Source organism: Ferroplasma sp. (assembly GCF_031200575.1).
Classification (GTDB): Archaea; Thermoplasmatota; Thermoplasmata; order Thermoplasmatales; family Thermoplasmataceae; genus Ferroplasma.
On record NZ_CP133597.1, the window covers coordinates 1,356,811 to 1,372,614 of the forward strand.

General features: G+C 38.5%; 18 protein-coding genes and 1 tRNA gene. 12 read left to right on the top strand and 7 right to left on the bottom strand.

Features of this window, described 5'->3' with window-relative positions; genetic code table 11:
* Positions 1 to 10 precede the first annotated feature (10 nt).
* Together RE471_RS07275 and RE471_RS07280 are read right to left on the bottom strand one after the other, a co-directional pair.
* The gene (locus RE471_RS07275) at positions 11 to 1,504 is read right to left on the bottom strand and encodes an aldehyde dehydrogenase family protein (RefSeq protein WP_309214164.1); all 1,494 of its coding nucleotides are present in this window, start codon (positions 1,502 to 1,504) and stop codon (positions 11 to 13) included.
* A 14-nt stretch (positions 1,505 to 1,518) separates the two neighbouring features.
* The gene (locus RE471_RS07280; protein ID WP_309214165.1) at positions 1,519 to 2,754 is read right to left on the bottom strand and encodes an iron-containing alcohol dehydrogenase; all 1,236 of its coding nucleotides are present in this window, start codon (positions 2,752 to 2,754) and stop codon (positions 1,519 to 1,521) included.
* A 118-nt stretch (positions 2,755 to 2,872) separates the two neighbouring features.
* Between RE471_RS07280 and RE471_RS07285 the strand changes: the two genes are divergently transcribed.
* Positions 2,873 to 3,379, top strand: a complete 507-nt coding sequence (locus tag RE471_RS07285; protein WP_309214166.1) for an inorganic diphosphatase — start codon at positions 2,873 to 2,875, stop codon at positions 3,377 to 3,379.
* Between the two features lie 56 nt (positions 3,380 to 3,435).
* On the top strand, positions 3,436 to 4,005 hold the full coding sequence (locus RE471_RS07290) for a DUF998 domain-containing protein (protein ID WP_309214167.1): 570 nt from the start codon (positions 3,436 to 3,438) through the stop codon (positions 4,003 to 4,005).
* 7 nt (positions 4,006 to 4,012) lie between these two features.
* Here the strand turns inward: RE471_RS07290 and RE471_RS07295 are convergent, their stop codons facing one another.
* Positions 4,013 to 5,014, bottom strand: a complete 1,002-nt coding sequence (locus RE471_RS07295; RefSeq protein ID WP_309214168.1) for a kinase — start codon at positions 5,012 to 5,014, stop codon at positions 4,013 to 4,015.
* 182 nt (positions 5,015 to 5,196) lie between these two features.
* Between RE471_RS07295 and RE471_RS07300 the strand changes: the two genes are divergently transcribed.
* From RE471_RS07300 to RE471_RS07340, 9 genes are all read left to right on the top strand, one after another.
* The gene (locus RE471_RS07300; RefSeq protein ID WP_309214169.1) at positions 5,197 to 5,511 is read left to right on the top strand and encodes a hypothetical protein; all 315 of its coding nucleotides are present in this window, start codon (positions 5,197 to 5,199) and stop codon (positions 5,509 to 5,511) included.
* Positions 5,512 to 5,549: 38 nt separating this feature from the next.
* On the top strand, positions 5,550 to 6,911 hold the full coding sequence (locus RE471_RS07305) for an MFS transporter (protein WP_309214170.1): 1,362 nt from the start codon (positions 5,550 to 5,552) through the stop codon (positions 6,909 to 6,911).
* 51 nt (positions 6,912 to 6,962) lie between these two features.
* Positions 6,963 to 7,036 (top strand) — tRNA-Arg (locus RE471_RS07310).
* A 63-nt stretch (positions 7,037 to 7,099) separates the two neighbouring features.
* Positions 7,100 to 8,275: an MFS transporter gene (locus RE471_RS07315; RefSeq protein WP_309214171.1), complete on the top strand. Its 1,176-nt coding sequence runs from the start codon at positions 7,100 to 7,102 to the stop codon at positions 8,273 to 8,275.
* Positions 8,276 to 8,760: 485 nt separating this feature from the next.
* On the top strand, positions 8,761 to 8,904 hold the full coding sequence (locus RE471_RS07320) for a hypothetical protein (protein ID WP_309214172.1): 144 nt from the start codon (positions 8,761 to 8,763) through the stop codon (positions 8,902 to 8,904).
* Between the two features lie 92 nt (positions 8,905 to 8,996).
* Positions 8,997 to 9,686: a DDE-type integrase/transposase/recombinase gene (locus RE471_RS07325; protein ID WP_309215752.1), complete on the top strand. Its 690-nt coding sequence runs from the start codon at positions 8,997 to 8,999 to the stop codon at positions 9,684 to 9,686.
* 78 nt (positions 9,687 to 9,764) lie between these two features.
* A complete protein-coding gene (locus RE471_RS07330) occupies positions 9,765 to 9,917 on the top strand; it encodes a hypothetical protein (protein WP_309214173.1) in 153 nt (50 codons plus the stop codon).
* A gap of 360 nt (positions 9,918 to 10,277) precedes the next feature.
* Positions 10,278 to 10,934 (top strand): nucleotidyl transferase AbiEii/AbiGii toxin family protein, encoded by a 657-nt coding sequence (locus tag RE471_RS07335; RefSeq protein ID WP_309214175.1) that lies wholly within the window; start codon positions 10,278 to 10,280, stop codon positions 10,932 to 10,934.
* Positions 10,935 to 10,939: 5 nt separating this feature from the next.
* A complete protein-coding gene (locus RE471_RS07340; RefSeq protein ID WP_309214176.1) occupies positions 10,940 to 11,524 on the top strand; it encodes a hypothetical protein in 585 nt (194 codons plus the stop codon).
* 259 nt (positions 11,525 to 11,783) lie between these two features.
* On the opposite strand, the gene RE471_RS07345 is transcribed toward RE471_RS07340, so the two are convergent.
* The 3 genes from RE471_RS07345 to RE471_RS07355 are packed head-to-tail and all read right to left on the bottom strand — an operon-like array spanning position 11,784 to position 12,745.
* Positions 11,784 to 12,356: a transposase gene (locus tag RE471_RS07345; RefSeq protein ID WP_309214177.1), complete on the bottom strand. Its 573-nt coding sequence runs from the start codon at positions 12,354 to 12,356 to the stop codon at positions 11,784 to 11,786.
* 8 nt (positions 12,357 to 12,364) lie between these two features.
* Positions 12,365 to 12,598 carry a hypothetical protein gene (locus RE471_RS07350; RefSeq protein WP_309214178.1) on the bottom strand — a complete coding sequence of 78 codons (234 nt, stop codon included), beginning with the start codon at positions 12,596 to 12,598 and terminating at the stop codon, positions 12,365 to 12,367.
* A 9-nt stretch (positions 12,599 to 12,607) separates the two neighbouring features.
* A complete protein-coding gene (locus RE471_RS07355; protein WP_309214179.1) occupies positions 12,608 to 12,745 on the bottom strand; it encodes a hypothetical protein in 138 nt (45 codons plus the stop codon).
* Between the two features lie 507 nt (positions 12,746 to 13,252).
* Here RE471_RS07355 and thrC point away from each other — a divergent pair.
* A complete protein-coding gene (thrC, locus tag RE471_RS07360; RefSeq protein ID WP_309214181.1) occupies positions 13,253 to 14,413 on the top strand; it encodes a threonine synthase in 1,161 nt (386 codons plus the stop codon).
* A gap of 178 nt (positions 14,414 to 14,591) precedes the next feature.
* Here thrC and RE471_RS07365 read toward each other — a convergent pair whose 3' ends face one another.
* Positions 14,592 to 15,785: a M20 family metallo-hydrolase gene (locus RE471_RS07365; protein ID WP_309214182.1), complete on the bottom strand. Its 1,194-nt coding sequence runs from the start codon at positions 15,783 to 15,785 to the stop codon at positions 14,592 to 14,594.
* Between the last annotated feature and the right edge of the window lie 19 nt (positions 15,786 to 15,804).

The window sequence follows — 15,804 nt, forward strand, 5'->3', positions numbered from 1 at the left end:
TAAATTTTAATTATTCCTTAAAAATCTGGTCATACCAGTCCTTTCTCACCTTTCCCGTTATATCGAAGTATACATGCTTTATATATGTGAACTCCTCCAGCGAGTAGGGCGAAAGTGATGCGCCGTGACCGCTCTGCTTGTATCCGGCCCATGGCATCTCAGATGGAACAACCACATGCTCATTGACCCATACAGTGCCGAATCTCAGGTCCCTAGTTGCCCTCATTGCGGTTGTGATGTTAGAGGTCCATACTGAGGATCCTAGGCCATATGTGACATCGTTGCTTCTCCTGATTACGTCATCGTAGTCACTGAATTTTAATATGGTAAATACAGGACCAAATATTTCCTCTTTTACAATAGCAGAGGACTCGTTTTCCGTATATATCAGGGCAGGATCAATGTAGTATCCGTGATCATGGCCACTGATTTCCGGCCTATCGCCGCCGGAGATCAGCCTGCCGCCCTCCTCGATTCCCTTCTTAATGTATCCCTCAACCCTTGTTCTCTGTGCCTCGGAAATGAGCGGCCCCATATCAGTATCGGGATTTTCTGGATCACCTATTTTTATCTGCTTAATCCTTTCTTTCAACCTCTGTACAAATCTATCAAAGACTTTTTCATGGATATAATATCTGGTTGAATTTGCACAGTCCTGGCCGTTGTTTACCATACCGCCAACAATGGCGCTCTCCACGGCAGCATCTATATTTGCGTCCTCGAATACTATGAACGGTGCCTTGCCTCCTAGTTCAAGGGAAACCTTTTTCAGGGTGGAGGAACCGAGCTCAGAGAGCCTTTTTCCAACCTCAGTGCTGCCTGTGAATGCTATCATGTCCAGTTTGTTGCTCCTTGCCATCTGTTCACCCACGGAACTCCCCGGACCTGTAATTACATTGAAAACCCCTGAAGGAACTCCGGCCTTTTCAACCAGTTCCGCCAGTTTCAGGGTTGTCAGTGGAGTGTAGCTTGCCGGCTTTACCACAACAGAATTTCCTGTGGCAATGGCAGGAAAGGCACGCCATATAACCATCATGAGTGGATAATTCCAAGGAGTTATCACCCCCACAGCACCAATGGGCTCCCTTCTTATTGCACTTGTGCCGTCTGCAACGTATTCTGCCATGGCCTTTCCCTCCAGTGTTCTGCATGCGCCCGCTATAAATCTTATATTATCTATGGTGTATGGTATATCATAACCGGATACCTGTTTAACACTTTTTCCGGAATTTTCTGTCTCGAGTTTTATGAATTCCTGCTGGTTTTTTTCGAGAAGGTCCGCAATTTTCAGCAAAATATTTGACCTGTCTCCAGGGGGAAGCCTGCTCCAAACACCTGAGTCAAAGGAATTCCTTGCAGCATCCACTGCCATTTTTACGTCAGATTCTGATGCTGACTGCACTTTTGCAATGACTTCATCAGTTGATGGATTTTTAACATCCAGGAGTTTTCCTGTGGATGAGTTTACCCATTCTCCATTTATATAAAGTTTGTAAGTTTCCATTTATTCACCATTTTTTAATTTTCTAAAGTCCCATTATACATATTTGTTATAAGCCTCAGGGAATTTTCCATTGTCAGCCTTCTTGGATTGAATCTCGGTAGGTCGTAGAGCTTCTGCCTTGAAGAATAAATGTATTCTGCAAATTTTTCTATATCAGATTTCGGGAAGTTTATTTCCTTTAAAGTTGTGGGCATCTCAAGGTCCTTCAGCATCTGTATGATTGCCGGTGGGATTTTTGATGCTACCTCCCTGGCAGATTCTCCCCTGTGGGGTATGTTGAATATCCTTGCCAGTGATCCGATTTTATTATATGCAGCAGATATGTTAAAATCCAGTATGTATGGCAATGCCATTCCCACGGCAACACCGTGGATTGCACCGTATTTGGGGCCGAATGCTTCCCCCAGGCAGTGGCCGAGAATGGATGGCCCTGCAACCCAGGGAAATGTTATCACCATGCCACCCAGCATTGCACCCATGGACATTCCTGACCTTGCCCTTATGTTGCCCGGATCATTATATGCCGTCCTCAGATTTCTGAAAATAAGGGATGCAGCCTTGGTGGCAATTCCATCCGATATTGGATTTGCCTCCTTGCTGATCAGTCCCTCCACGTTATGTGCAAGTGCGTCCATGCCGCTGGCTGCGGTGGTTCTTGGAGGTGCACTGGCATTCAGTACAGGATCCACTATTGCAGTATCCGCCAGAAGGTTACTGCTTGCAGCCCATGTTTTGTACATGGATTCCTTATCTATGACCACGGACATATTCGAAACCTCACTTCCCGTGCCTCCTGTTGTTGGTATCAGGATTTTTGGAAGCCCGGGATTTTTGAATTTATCCTCCACCGGTGTGAGATAATCTGCGGGGTCACCGGGGTTTGTAACCATAGAGGCTACCATCTTGCTTGTATCCAGAACACTCCCCCCGCCCACTGCAAGAACAGAATCAAATTTTCCATTAGACCTGGCAAAATCCACGGCATTTGTGATATTTTCCATGTTGGGTTCATTTGAAATTTTATCATATATTTCGTATTTTATATTGTTTTTTGAAAGAGATTCCAGTATATTCTCCAGAAGCCCGAATTTGTAAACGTTTGGATCTGTGACAATTAAGGTATTTTTCCTGCCCATAATACCTAACTGTTCCCCTGCAAGCCTGGCCTGCCCTGCGCCAAAGAGTATCCTCTTAACCTGGTCAAAATTCAATGCGTGGTTGTATTCATATAGAGTGTCTATATCATTCATTGAAAATATATAAATAATTTATATTTAATGCTTGTTACAAACTTTCACGGTAAATGGCATAAGGATACCATGGGACTTTTAATGAAAAATCTTTTTAACGTATAAGCCATATTGCTTTATGAAATTTAACGTGCAGACAGAGGACTTTCCTGAAACGTTTTATGCTTTCATTGAAATCCCACAGGGTGCAAATACGAAGCTGGAGTACAAGCCGGAAGTTGATAATATAGTTCTTGACAGGATACTGTTCACATCCATGGTGTATCCCACAAGCTACGGCTTTATAATGAATACAAAGGGTAAGGATGGGGATCCACTTGATGTTCTTGTGATTGCCTCGGTGCCAATCCCATCAGGTACAGTTGTAAAATGCAGGGCCGTGGGAATAGCACAGATGAGCGATGAGGAGGGTTCTGATAATAAGGTTATAGCTGTACCGGTTGATAAGGTTGACCCCACATCTGCGGCAATAAAGGATGTAAATAGCCTGGGAGACCCACTAAAGGAGAAAATAAAACATTTCTTCCAGCATTATAAGGAACTTGAAAAGGGCAAATTCATGACCTTCCATGGATACGCTGGCAGGGAAGAGGCCATTAAAGAAATTAAAGAATCCCTTTTATAAACCATAACTTTCGTTCGAATCAATAATATTTTTTACCATTTTATGTTTATACTTACGTGCGTTACAGGAAATATCTCATCGGCTTTCTCGGACCATTGATCACAATAATATTAATATTCCTGGATATAGGCATTTCTCCATATTTTTCATGGTATGTTAATTCATTGAGCAGTTTGGGAGTACACAAATATTATTTTATTTTTGATTCTGCTGTAATAATAGGTGGAATTTCCATTTTTGTATTTGCACTTATGCTGTATAAAAACCTTGCAGTGAAATTTCTCTCCATAGGCTTTATCCTCGCCGGGGCGATTTCACTTTTCCTCATAGGGATTTTCAATGAAAATTATGGAAATTTGCATCTTGCAATTGCCGTTATATATTTTATATCCACACCTGTGGGAATCATAATATTTAGTTTTTACAGGATACGGAGATTTATAAGCTACTACGGCTTTATTTCAGGAATTCTTTCCCTGGGAACAATAATTTTCGGAATACTTGTACTGTTCCGCTATATCAAAATCGGGATAGGGCTCTCGGTTACAGAGATGACCGAGGCATTGCTGCTATCTTCCTGGTCCTCCATAACCGGGCTTTATCTCTGCTATCATCCTGCTAAATAAACGGGCATTAAATATCAGAGTCTATAAAGTTATTAATTATTCTGGTTCCCATGCCGTCGAATTTCAGGCGGATCACAAACTCTGACATCTCACGCATCCTGTTCTGAAGCCTGTTAACATTCTCAGGGTCTGTGAGTACCAGTATGAATCCCTCTGATCCTCCTCCCAGAAGTTTGGCTGACCTTGCACCATTGTCGAAGGCATAACTGATCATTTTCTCTATTCTTTCATTGGAGACGTTGCTGCCCAGCGTCTTTTTGATTTTCCATCCATCATTAATTAGTGAGCAGATTTCCTCACGGTTTTCTGACATCACTGCCCTGCTCATCTGCAACGCCATATCCCTTATAGACTTCAATTTTGACATTGTTTCCTCATCTCCCTGCGCGGACTTCTGTGCCTGTTCCTGTAGTGACTTTGAACTTTCCCGGGTATTTCCGGTGTATACCAGAATCATTGATCTTTCCAGGTTATGAATGAACTCTGTGTTGATATTGAATTTCTGAGTTGTTTCACCGGACCTTTTAAATTCCATATACTTCAGGCCGCCAACTGCTATAGCGAATGGATCCTGTTTCCCCAGTATTATATTGAATTTTTCCTTTTCTGTGGCGTAGGACTCCCTGGCAAGCTCAAGTGGCCCTATTTCAGTTCCCTTTATTGCATAGATTATTTTGATTATGCCGTTGAGCAGGGCAGAGCTGGAACCCAATCCCGACCCAGGTGGCACATCGCTGTTCATTATAAGCCTTCCAGTGGTTATTCCACTATCCATAAACAGCCCTATAATTCGATTTTCCATGGAGGTATTATTTGATGAGATAAGTGATGTTTTCAGGAAATCCCTGGAAGAAATTTCAAGGGTACCCCTATCATCCACATACCTTATCATTATTCCCCGATCTATGGTTGTGTTGAACACCGCGCCCCCATAATTCTCCAGAAATGGGCTGATATCCGATCCACCACCGGCGAAGCTTATCCGCACTGGACTGTAAACAGTAATCATATAAATATATCAGAAATACCTATTAAAATGTTAAGCTCTTTTTTTTACTGGAAATCGCCGGGATTTTTTGGAATAACTGAAATAAATATTTTGTATCAACGCCAGAATGCAGGATTCTGCCATGGCTCAATAACTATTTATGTATTAATATAATATGGTATGCAAATCAAAAGCAGCTGGTCTTGATAATGATAGTATTCAATGTAAATTCAGGTGTGATACAGATACAGGATTCTGTTGGCAAATTATTGATGAACAGAATTCTAATAATGAGAGCGTATACTGAAACGGTTTCCTGTGATTCCGGCATGTGCGAGGTTGTGCACGGGATTACGTTGAAAGTAAAAAGGCGCTGCAATGATCCTGAAATGCTTTATTTTATGAACGGAAATATAGAGATTGCAATGGATTCCACCGTGTACGATCTACTGGAGAGGGAAAACCTTTCGGTTGAAAAGGGAAGTGATATTTCTGTGGAAAGAAAGCGCCGCAGATAACCTAAAAATCAATTTATAGTATCTAAACATGCAGGATAATGGATCACAGGTACGGAGTTCTGGCAGTCACAACATTAAGCACACTCATGGCGGCCATAGATTCCACCATTGTTTATCTGGCGCTTCCAGCCATGGGCGAAACCTTTCATTCCGGTATTTCATACCTCACAGTTGTTGTAACTGCATATCTGATTTCTACAACCGTGATGCTTGTACCTGCAATTGAAATAACAAAAAGAATAGGAAACAGGAATTTTTACATAATAGGATTTTCCCTATTTACCATTTCCTCACTGATAATAGCCTTATCGTTCAACATAGCCTCAGTTATAGTTTTCAGGTTTACAGAGGGAATAGGCGCCGGAATAATGACCTCATCTGATATTCCAATCATTCTCGGAGCCTTCAGGAGGGGTGAAAGGGGAAAGGCAATAGGGCTGAACTCCATAGCATGGTCCATAGGAACCGTGACTGGACCTGTTCTGGGAGGATTTCTCGTGGCCATAAACTGGCGTTATATTTTTTTAATCAATGTTCCCATAGGCATGATCGCCATATACGCCGGTTTCAGAATAATAAAGAATGACAGGCCTGTTAAACTCCCGCTAAAATACAGGTCTGCAATCTCCATGGCAGTATTCATAATACCCCTCGTCCTGGGAATAGCACTGATAAATGTATATTATATCATCATTGCAGCTGTTATATTCCCATTTTTTATGTATACACAGGTTAAAAATCCAGTAATTGAGAGAAGACTGCTGAAAAATATAAAATTCTCCCTGATCACAGTGGCATCCTTCCTGGAATCCTTTGTTTTCTTTTCAGTACTGTTTGCCCTGAGCCTGTATTTTGAAAGCGATCTGGGTATAGGCAGTGTTGAAACGGGGCTGCTCATAATGGCATATCCTCTGGCTTCCATAATATCCAGCCCCATAGGCGGCATGCTTTATGACCGGTATCCCAACAGCGAGGCCATAATGGCTGCAGGCACCCTCATGGAGTGCGTTCCGGTAATATTTATCGCTATCTACCTGAGGTTTATCCCGGAGCTGCTGCTAATAGCTGGATTTGGAGGTTCCATGTTCTGGGCGCCCTCCACAACAATGATTACAGATGCCATGGGAGAGCGTTACCGTGTCCAGGCCAATAATTCCATGTTCATCATGCGTGATGTGGGCATAATCACATCAATTTCCATACTCCCACTGTTTATAATGTACTTTTCTAAAGTTAATGTGAGCCTTGGAGACATTTTCGTGGACAGGTCAATGGTGGATATTACTGCAGGAATCAGTGCCTATCTGCTGGTTACATCAATGATTTCATTATCATCACTTATATTTATATATGCGTACCACAGAAGGGTCAGGAAATCCACTAGTAATGGATTCCCGTAAGGCCCTGCAGCAGTATCAAATAGTTAAATAACAAATTAAACATATACATCCGGATCCGTGGGGTAGTTAGGATATCCTGCTGGCCTTCGAAGCCGATGACCCGGGTTCAAATCCCGGCGGGTCCGCCTTTTACATGCCTTTTTATGGTATCTGAAAAATTTTATTTATTATCCGGCAATTATGCTGTAATGCCTAAATTTTTAAACAGTAAAAATAGTGGTATAGTTATATATATAATATTGTTAATGTTGCTGACATTTTCTGTGCGGGCCAGCAACAACCTGATACTTACCACAATTCCGCTAATATCAAAATATGATCTGAACTTTAACAGTGTTGAAATAGGTATACTTGCCGCAGTTGCAGTTGGAAGCACAGGCATAATGAGTGCAATGATAAATTCAAGGCTCTGCCCCGGGAGGAGAAGGAAATTATTCATTTCTTCCATTATAATATACACGATTCTTGAGCCGTTATTCTATTTCTCCAATACTTTCAGCATATGGTTGCTGGTTATACTGTCTGGATTCTTCTTCGGATCTGTGATGCCCAATATAATAAGCTCTGCAGGAACAATAAAGGATAAAAAAACAAGGGAAAGGACGTTAACACTGTACACGCTATCATTAAGTGCAAGCCTTGTAATCGGGCCCTTAATTGAATCATTTATACTGTTATATTTTAACCTGTACCAGCTATTTTTATTTTTTATCCCTTTCGGGATTGTAGCAATAGTGTTGTCCTTTAAAATAAGATTCCCTGAGGAAGTTAGAGATAAAACAAAAAAGAATCTAAATGTTTTTAAAAATCCAGGCTTCAGGTTATCTGTTTTCAACAATATATCCTATGATACCCCATTTGCATTAATATTAACGTTCGGCGGGATATTTGCAAGAACAGAATTCAATGCGCCATATTCCTTCGTTGAACTATTGCTGGCCGGTTTTTTTGGATTATCATTTTTGTCCAGGTTTTTTCTTTCATACAGGCCAGCGAAAAAATTGTATGTTACAACCACTGTGTCAATAATTATAACAGTCATGGGTTTGATACTGGTATATTTTTCGACAAGTTTAATCCTATATTTTGTTATTATATGCCTGCTTGGAATACCTCACGGTTTGACATTTCCTACATCGCTCACTGCATTATCAAGATCATTCAATGAGAGCGAAATATCAGTTGCAAATACATATTTTTATGCACTGATGATGTTTCTTGCTGTCATTGTCCCATCTGTGGCGGGTTTGATGGTTTATTCAGTAGGTTTGAGGTTCACCTTTCTTCTATTTGCCATCCCTGTAATTATACTGTTCGGATTGATTCTGCGTGAATACAAACATATGCCTGAAATAAATAACTAAATTAATATTGATTCCCTGAACAAATGCTTAAATCAGGATATTGTGCTGCCTGGTTTTTACCAGCAATGTGCTCCTGGCAATTCAAGAGAATAATGAAAATAAGCATGCAGTAATAACCTATTTATATATTTTTATATTATCAGGCTCTCCGCATATGTTAATCGCTGATGATGTAATACGACACTTTAACATGAAAACATCATGTTATTCCATCCATTTGATGTATGAATTGCCATGACTGTAGTGCTATGAGTAACATATAAATGGATAGATATTTTAACCGGTTCAGGAGGAGAAACATGTTTTAGCTTCATGGCTGAAGCTATCAATGCACATCGAATGCCAGTAATTCATTTGGTTATGGCTCGTTTAAACTTATACACATCTAAAGAGATATATATATAACGAATAATCTATATAAATATATAAGGGAGGCAATCTAAATGCCTGGAAGAATATGGACCGGTGAGGAGTAGTACAGTATTATGATGGAATCATTCCAGAATCTTGATATTACAATAGCAGAGATACGCAAGAACCATGGAATATCAGTACCAATGTTCTATAAATGGAAGGATCAGTTATTAGAGGGAAAGGATCCTGACAAAGCACTAATGAAAGAGAATTAGGAACTAAAGGCAATAATAGGTGAAATGACCATAGCAAATGAGATTTTAAAAAAAAATTACATGAGGAGGAAAAGGTGAGTTCTGTGGATGAAATGAATAATAAAGAAATTGAAGTAAAAAAAGCATGCTATTATTCCGGAATCAATAGAATAACATACTATTACAGGATAAAGCATGAAAGCATTGAGGACAGGATGTATATAACAAGGATTGACAGCAGCATTATTAGTAAAATAATAGATCTATGCAAAGAAAGAGTAACCTATAGCTATAACAGGATATGGGCATTATTAAGGAATTCCGGCATAAATATAGCTAAGAAGACTGTGTATAAGATAATGAAAAATAATAATCTAACCTTGCCAGTGCATAACCATAAGAATAGAAGGGAAAGTAAACTGTTAAGAGCTGACAAGCCTGAAATGCTCCTAGAAACAGATATAACATATATTCCAACAAACAATGGAATGACCTATTTAATGTGCATAAAGGATGTATTCTCCAGGGAATGGTATGGCTATAATTATAATACATCATGCACTTCTAGGGATGCAATAAATGCCATGGATGATTCTCTTATAAGGAAGTTCAATGGTATAATACCAGATAATATTACTTTGAGGACAGGCAATGGCTCCCAGTATATCTCTAAGGAGTTCAATAATTATTTGAAAGCAATGGGAATTAACCATGAATACATAGAAAGGGAAACACCTGAGGAGATTGGAGATATTGAATCATTCCATAATTCAATAAAGACAGATTATATCTGGATCAATTAAATCAATAATTTCAACGATGGCAAAATAATCATAGGGAATGCGTTCTACGATTATAACAGTATAAGGCCCCATTCCACATTGGATTACTATTCACCAATGCAGTTCTTAGACAAATGGAACAATGACAGCAGCTTCAGGGAGTATTACAGAGAATTCTTAAAGAATTTAAAGGATGGCTACAGAAGGAGAAAGCATAATTATTATAAGAGATCGATGCTCAATGTCTCATGAAATGGAAAGATTTTTGTTTAAGAATCACTACCCAATATCACAACTCCTATTCACCTTATTAGATATTAATAAGGTGAGAAATCGAGTCGAAAGGCGGCTATTCTTACTAACGGCCCCAAGGATCAAGTATTTCAACAGCCGCTTTCGATTCTCACAGCTATATCGTCATATAGCTGAGGGTAAATAAGGTTTTTAATGATTTCTGACTTAAAAATAAACAAATCTTTTAATAACTCACTTACAAGCAGATATTGTAAATGTTAAAAATAATAGGCATAAATTGCTATTTCTTTTAAGATATTGATACAAATATACAATAAACTAAAGTTATATTTTTATATAACTTTTGTATATCATATTATGAAACTCCCGATAATCAGGCAATTAAAAAATAGGAACCAAGTAGAAGTAGCGAAATTACAGGATGAATTGATAATTATATTATATAATACAGATAATTCTATGGTTATACATGGAGGCACTTCACTGTGGAGATGTTATTCCGGAAATCGATTCTCAGAAGATATTGATTTATATTCTCTTAGTTTTCCTAATTATTTAGATGAGTTTAAGAACGAGATTAAATCTCACGAACTTAAATTATTGAAATTAAAGGATACTGGCAATATATTATTTTCAAACATATCAGATGGAAACGTAAATGTGAAAATAGAAATAAATCATAAATATTATCCTGAAAATCCCGTGGAGAGGGAATATGAACTTACTGACGGTAATTCTGTAAATGTGCTAACATTATCGCCTGAAGATCTCATCAAAGAAAAAATACTGGCATACATTGATAGAAGGTATATAAGGGATTTATATGATATATACATATTAATAAAATATATTCAACATCCTGAATATATAACGGAAAATTTAGTAAGTTTTATAAATAATATGCAGAAGCCGGTTGATGAAGATGTCTTAAAGTCTATAGTATACATAGGATTAGCACCTTCATATAGCAGAATGCTTGATTACATTAAACAATATATAAATTCATTTAAATGATACTTATGAAATATATGGAACAATTTTTTGATACCTTTCAGGGTAAATACATATTTTCGGCAAACGATGTTAAAAGATTCCTCTCCTTTAGAAAGGCAAATAGGGGTTATTACAAAATATTTCTATACAAACTAATTAAAGAAAAGAAAATACATAAAATTAGGTTTGGTTATTACAGTTTTTATGATGATATTGTATTAACTGGATTCTCATATTATCCCTTTTATTATGGCCTTGAAAATGCATTATCAATATTAAAATTTTGGGAACAGGAAACGAATCCTATCATAATTACACCTCTGCATGTTAGAACCGGCTTAATGCAGTTTAATGGGAGGAATTATATTGTCAGAAAAATTTCAAGGGAAATGTTTTTTGGCTATACGTATGTGAAATATTATGATTTTTTTATCCCTGTTTCTGATATTGAAAAGACTCTTATAGATTTGATTTATTATAATGAAAAAATACCTATAGAATTATTTAATGAACTCAAGAAAAGTGCAAATAAAAAGTTGTTAAAAACATATATTTATAGAATAACAGAGAATAGAATAAAAAGTAAAATATTAAAATATCTTGAAATTTAGAGTTAACTTAATCTTTATCTTTATAATAGACTCTCCCATGTGTTAATAGCTGATGATGTAATACAGCCCTTTAACATGAAAACATCATATTATTCAATCTATTAGATGCATGAACTGCCATGACTGTAGTGCTATGAGTAACACATAAATGGATAGATATTTCAACCGGTTCAGGAGGAGAAACATGTTTTAGCTTCATGGCTGAAGCTATCAATGCACATCGAATGCCAGTAATTCATTGCCTCCCCCTTACCATTACTCATCCATTGCCGTTCATAATTATATTCAATTTACCCCTGCCCATGGGGATGATAAAGTCCATGAGAGTAATCCTTCCAGATCCTGCTGCCCTTCTAATAAGATTAAGAAGAACCCACGTATTATACAGCAGCACTGAGCGGTAGAAGAGAAAATACCTTACGCCCATATCAGGTGAATGTGTCTTCTCCTTTACATCCTTCTTCTCCAGGCAGCAGTTCTCTATTCCCCAACTCTCCCTGTATGTTTCAGCTATTTCCCTTACATTGTCTTCATTTACATTTATATTTGTGTAAAAGGAGAAATCATGCCTCTTCCTGTCAGGATAACATATTATATGAACAAATTCTGTTTCTGCTGATTCCTTTCCCGATGATATTTTATCATTTATAATAGGATATGATATTCCATTATCACAGTGCTCCATCTCCATATTCTTATATTTAAGTACCTTTTTATTATCCTTTGCTGGCATTATGTATTTCAGCTTAAGGGATTCAACCCTTATTATAACTCCTGCATTCATGTATCCACGATCCATTAAAACTATATTTATAGCAATTCCAAAGGCCATTGCATGTTTCAGAAGGTAATCAACCCCATTTGCACTGTCAATCTCTCACCATTCTTAACAGATTCCAGAGTTGCAAACCTGTATACCAGAGAAGTTCCACCGAACTTATGGAATGGTGCATTGATAAGGCATCTGCTGTCGATGCCATAGTATGGAACATCATGATCATCCATTGCAACATTCACAGGATGTGAAAATGCATTATTTGCTATGGCTATCTGTACAGTACTATCAATGATCATGCTTATATGTTAAACCCCATCATGAATAGTATGCCTCTTCAGGTTTTCAGAACCACTGCGTATATATGCTCCTGATTCTAATGCAACATCCTTTATCCTCCTGAATACTGTGTCTGCTGAGGGAATATGATTATGATTGCTGTTCATTGCATATGTTTCAATAGATTCCTTTGAGGATATTGCATTTCTTATTACATGAATAATGTCCCCTGATGAATGACCGGACTGTGGCTTAAGAGGGAATATACTCTTCAGTGAGGAAGAGAAAAACTTTTTAACTGCATTAACATTATTTATGCAGGGATTGTTTTGTTTGCCATAACTAAGAATTAATTCTCACGATTTTAACTCTGGCTGACACTATAATTTTATTAGTTCTAATTATTACGGGATTCAACAATTATAGTTACTGCTATTAGTCTGACATGCGGAGAGTCTGGATAATAAGATAGAGTTCAATGAAATTCCTAAAAAGGCGGAATTACTGTTAAAGACGATTAACATGGACATATTACCTAAGAATTAGCGGGTTAAGATATAAAAATTATATTTGTATTCTCTAAATTTCTATCATCTCAAAATTATGAATATTTTTTGGGGATAATTCATTATCATGCTCACAAATAATTTATATAACTTATCGTTAGCCTTTCAATGACGTTTTCCGTTTTAAAATGCCCTAATTGCGGGAAAGAATTCAGCATAAACAGGAATAAGTATACCTGCGACAGATGCGGGAACATACTGGATGTTTACCATCATGACATGGAGTACAGCACCACAGCCATGAAAGGAGTCTGGAAATATAAAAATATGATACACCCGGAAATTCCCCATAGCAAAATAATAACAAGGGGCGAGGGCGATACAAATCTATACAGAAGCCAGAGGATATCAGAATATGCTGGAATTCAGAACATACATCTCAAGCATGAGGGGGAAAATCCTACAGGTTCCTTCAAAGACAGAGGCATGACTGTTGCGGTTTCAGAGGCGGTTAGGCTGGAATTTAATAAAACACTGTGTGCATCAACGGGAAATACCTCTGCAGCTGCCGCCAGCTACAGTGCCCTTGCCGGCATAGATAGCTATGTTATGATACCTGGAAAAAACATATCTTCAAACAAGTTATTTCAGGCAGTTTCATACGGAGCAAATATAGTCGACATAGAGGGAGACTTCGACACTGCCATGGCGGATGTGAAGCAGGCGCTTGAAAAGACCAGAGATTTTTACGTGCTGAACTCCCTGAACCCCTGGAGGATAGAGGGGCAGAAAACCATAATATATGAAATAATGGAAAAGTTAAAACCTGATTTCATATCTTTTCCTGCAGGTAACCTTGGTAATACATCCGCGTTTGGAAAGGCATTGATGGATTTGAAGTCCCTGGGAAAGATAGAATATGTGCCGAGACTGGTGGCCATACAGGCCGAGGGAGCATCTCCCTTCTATGAATATATGCATGGAGATAAGAATTCCATTACTCCTGTCAGGGCAGAAACCATCGCATCAGCAATCAGGATAGGAAACCCGGTAAACTATAAGAAGGCAAGAAGATCCATAGAGTTCAGCAATGGAATAGTGGAAAGGGTTTCTGATGATGAAATAATGTCTGCAAAGAGGGTGATAGATAGATCGGGGATTGGATGTGAGCCGGCATCTGCCGCGGCGCTTGCCGGTGTACTGAAACTCAGAAATTCAGGTGTAATAGATTCCAGTGATACGGTTGCATCCATCTTAACCGGGCATCTCCTGAAGGATGTAAGCTTCATGCCAGAATATAAAACTCTGGGAGTATCTGACATATTTTAGTTTAGATGCCACCGCATATAGGGATTTATTAATAGTGCATTACCACTCCGGCATCCGGGGAATCATTCAGGCATATGGTCAGATAAATTTAACTTCCCAGAAAAAGAGAAATTATGGGTTAATCTGGTAATGGGGCATATAATATGAAATATTTATTTTAATAAAATTGACCGGGACATCAGTTATAGATCATCTCTTCATATATCCTAACATCCTGAAGTATATGTGGGATCAGGCAGAATTCATCAGGCATATGTGCATTTTCGATTGCTGTAGTAGACCAGACAGCGACCCTGTAGCCACTGGTTCTGAGGAATGATGCGAAGGTTTCTCCACCGATCCCGACTGTTACTGCATCCTTTCCTGTTACTGCCTTTATAGCTTTTTTGAGTTTTATAATTATTTCTGAATCGTCTGGAGTGGGGGAAGGAGCATCAACACGGTCCGTAACCTTATATGAGATCTTTACATCTGAATTCTTAGAATAGGATGATATAATATTATTGATTTCCTCCAGCACCTGATCTGCAGGGTATTCTGGAAGTATTCTGAAATCCCAGTAAAATACCTCCCTCCCCGGTATGGTATTAATGTTATCAATATTTTTCTCATGCTTGGTGGGCTCAAAGGTTGAATATGGAGGCACAAACAGTGGGTTCTCCCTGCTGAATGTCCCGTGAAGTGCCGAATCCATGGCATTGACGAATTTGCAGGATTCCCTGAAGGCGTTTATGGAATTTGCGGGCATACTGGCATGCCCCTGCCTTCCCAGTACCTCAAATTTAAGCTGCATTGCCGTTTTCTCTGCGGTCTCTATTATAAACCCTTCATTGGTGCCGGCATCCGGGACAATTATCAGATCATCCGGCTTGAAAATATTCTGCCTGATTAAATGCTTTATGCCATAATCATTTCCAGTTTCCTCATCTGATACGAATGCCATTCCCAGGTTAATTTTTAGCCTGGATTCATCAAGATTTTTTAAAAGTAGAAGGGTTGTAAATATAGACTGGCCATTGTCCTCCGATCCCCTTCCATATATTTTATCCCCCTCCACTGTTGCACTGAAGGGTTCATGCTTCCATAGCTCTGGATCTCCCTCTGGAACAGTATCCAGGTGTGATATGATCCATAAAGTTTTCTGGAAATTGCCCAGCATTAGAATAATATTGGGCCTTATATGACCTGAACTATCCTCTACATTGTATTCCATCAAATTATCATAACCAAGTCCCTTCAGTATTTTTATTAAAGCCCTGCTCTTTTTATATTCTCCCTCTCCGCCGGATAACGGGGAAATAGCCCTGATAGATAGCAGTTTATTGGCAGAATTAATTATAAATTCTCTGTCTGCGTTTTCATCATATGACATATGTGCTAATTGTCATACA

What these genes read in the sequence shown, in the direction of transcription:
- RE471_RS07275 (WP_309214164.1), bottom strand. Translation starts at nt 1,504, where the DNA reads ATGGAAACTTACAAACTTTATATAAATGGAGAATGGGTAAACTCATCC.
- RE471_RS07280 (WP_309214165.1), bottom strand. Translation starts at nt 2,754, where the DNA reads ATGAATGATATAGACACTCTATATGAATACAACCACGCATTGAATTTT.
- RE471_RS07285 (WP_309214166.1), top strand. Translation starts at nt 2,873, where the DNA reads ATGAAATTTAACGTGCAGACAGAGGACTTTCCTGAAACGTTTTATGCT.
- RE471_RS07295 (WP_309214168.1), bottom strand. Translation starts at nt 5,014, where the DNA reads ATGATTACTGTTTACAGTCCAGTGCGGATAAGCTTCGCCGGTGGTGGA.
- RE471_RS07305 (WP_309214170.1), top strand. Translation starts at nt 5,550, where the DNA reads ATGGATCACAGGTACGGAGTTCTGGCAGTCACAACATTAAGCACACTC.
- RE471_RS07315 (WP_309214171.1), top strand. Translation starts at nt 7,100, where the DNA reads ATGCCTAAATTTTTAAACAGTAAAAATAGTGGTATAGTTATATATATA.
- RE471_RS07320 (WP_309214172.1), top strand. Translation starts at nt 8,761, where the DNA reads ATGATGGAATCATTCCAGAATCTTGATATTACAATAGCAGAGATACGC.
- RE471_RS07325 (WP_309215752.1), top strand. Translation starts at nt 8,997, where the DNA reads ATGAATAATAAAGAAATTGAAGTAAAAAAAGCATGCTATTATTCCGGA.
- RE471_RS07335 (WP_309214175.1), top strand. Translation starts at nt 10,278, where the DNA reads ATGAAACTCCCGATAATCAGGCAATTAAAAAATAGGAACCAAGTAGAA.
- RE471_RS07340 (WP_309214176.1), top strand. Translation starts at nt 10,940, where the DNA reads ATGAAATATATGGAACAATTTTTTGATACCTTTCAGGGTAAATACATA.
- RE471_RS07345 (WP_309214177.1), bottom strand. Translation starts at nt 12,356, where the DNA reads ATGGCCTTTGGAATTGCTATAAATATAGTTTTAATGGATCGTGGATAC.
- RE471_RS07350 (WP_309214178.1), bottom strand. Translation starts at nt 12,598, where the DNA reads ATGATCATTGATAGTACTGTACAGATAGCCATAGCAAATAATGCATTT.
- RE471_RS07355 (WP_309214179.1), bottom strand. Translation starts at nt 12,745, where the DNA reads ATGAACAGCAATCATAATCATATTCCCTCAGCAGACACAGTATTCAGG.
- thrC (WP_309214181.1), top strand. Translation starts at nt 13,253, where the DNA reads ATGACGTTTTCCGTTTTAAAATGCCCTAATTGCGGGAAAGAATTCAGC.
- RE471_RS07365 (WP_309214182.1), bottom strand. Translation starts at nt 15,785, where the DNA reads ATGTCATATGATGAAAACGCAGACAGAGAATTTATAATTAATTCTGCC.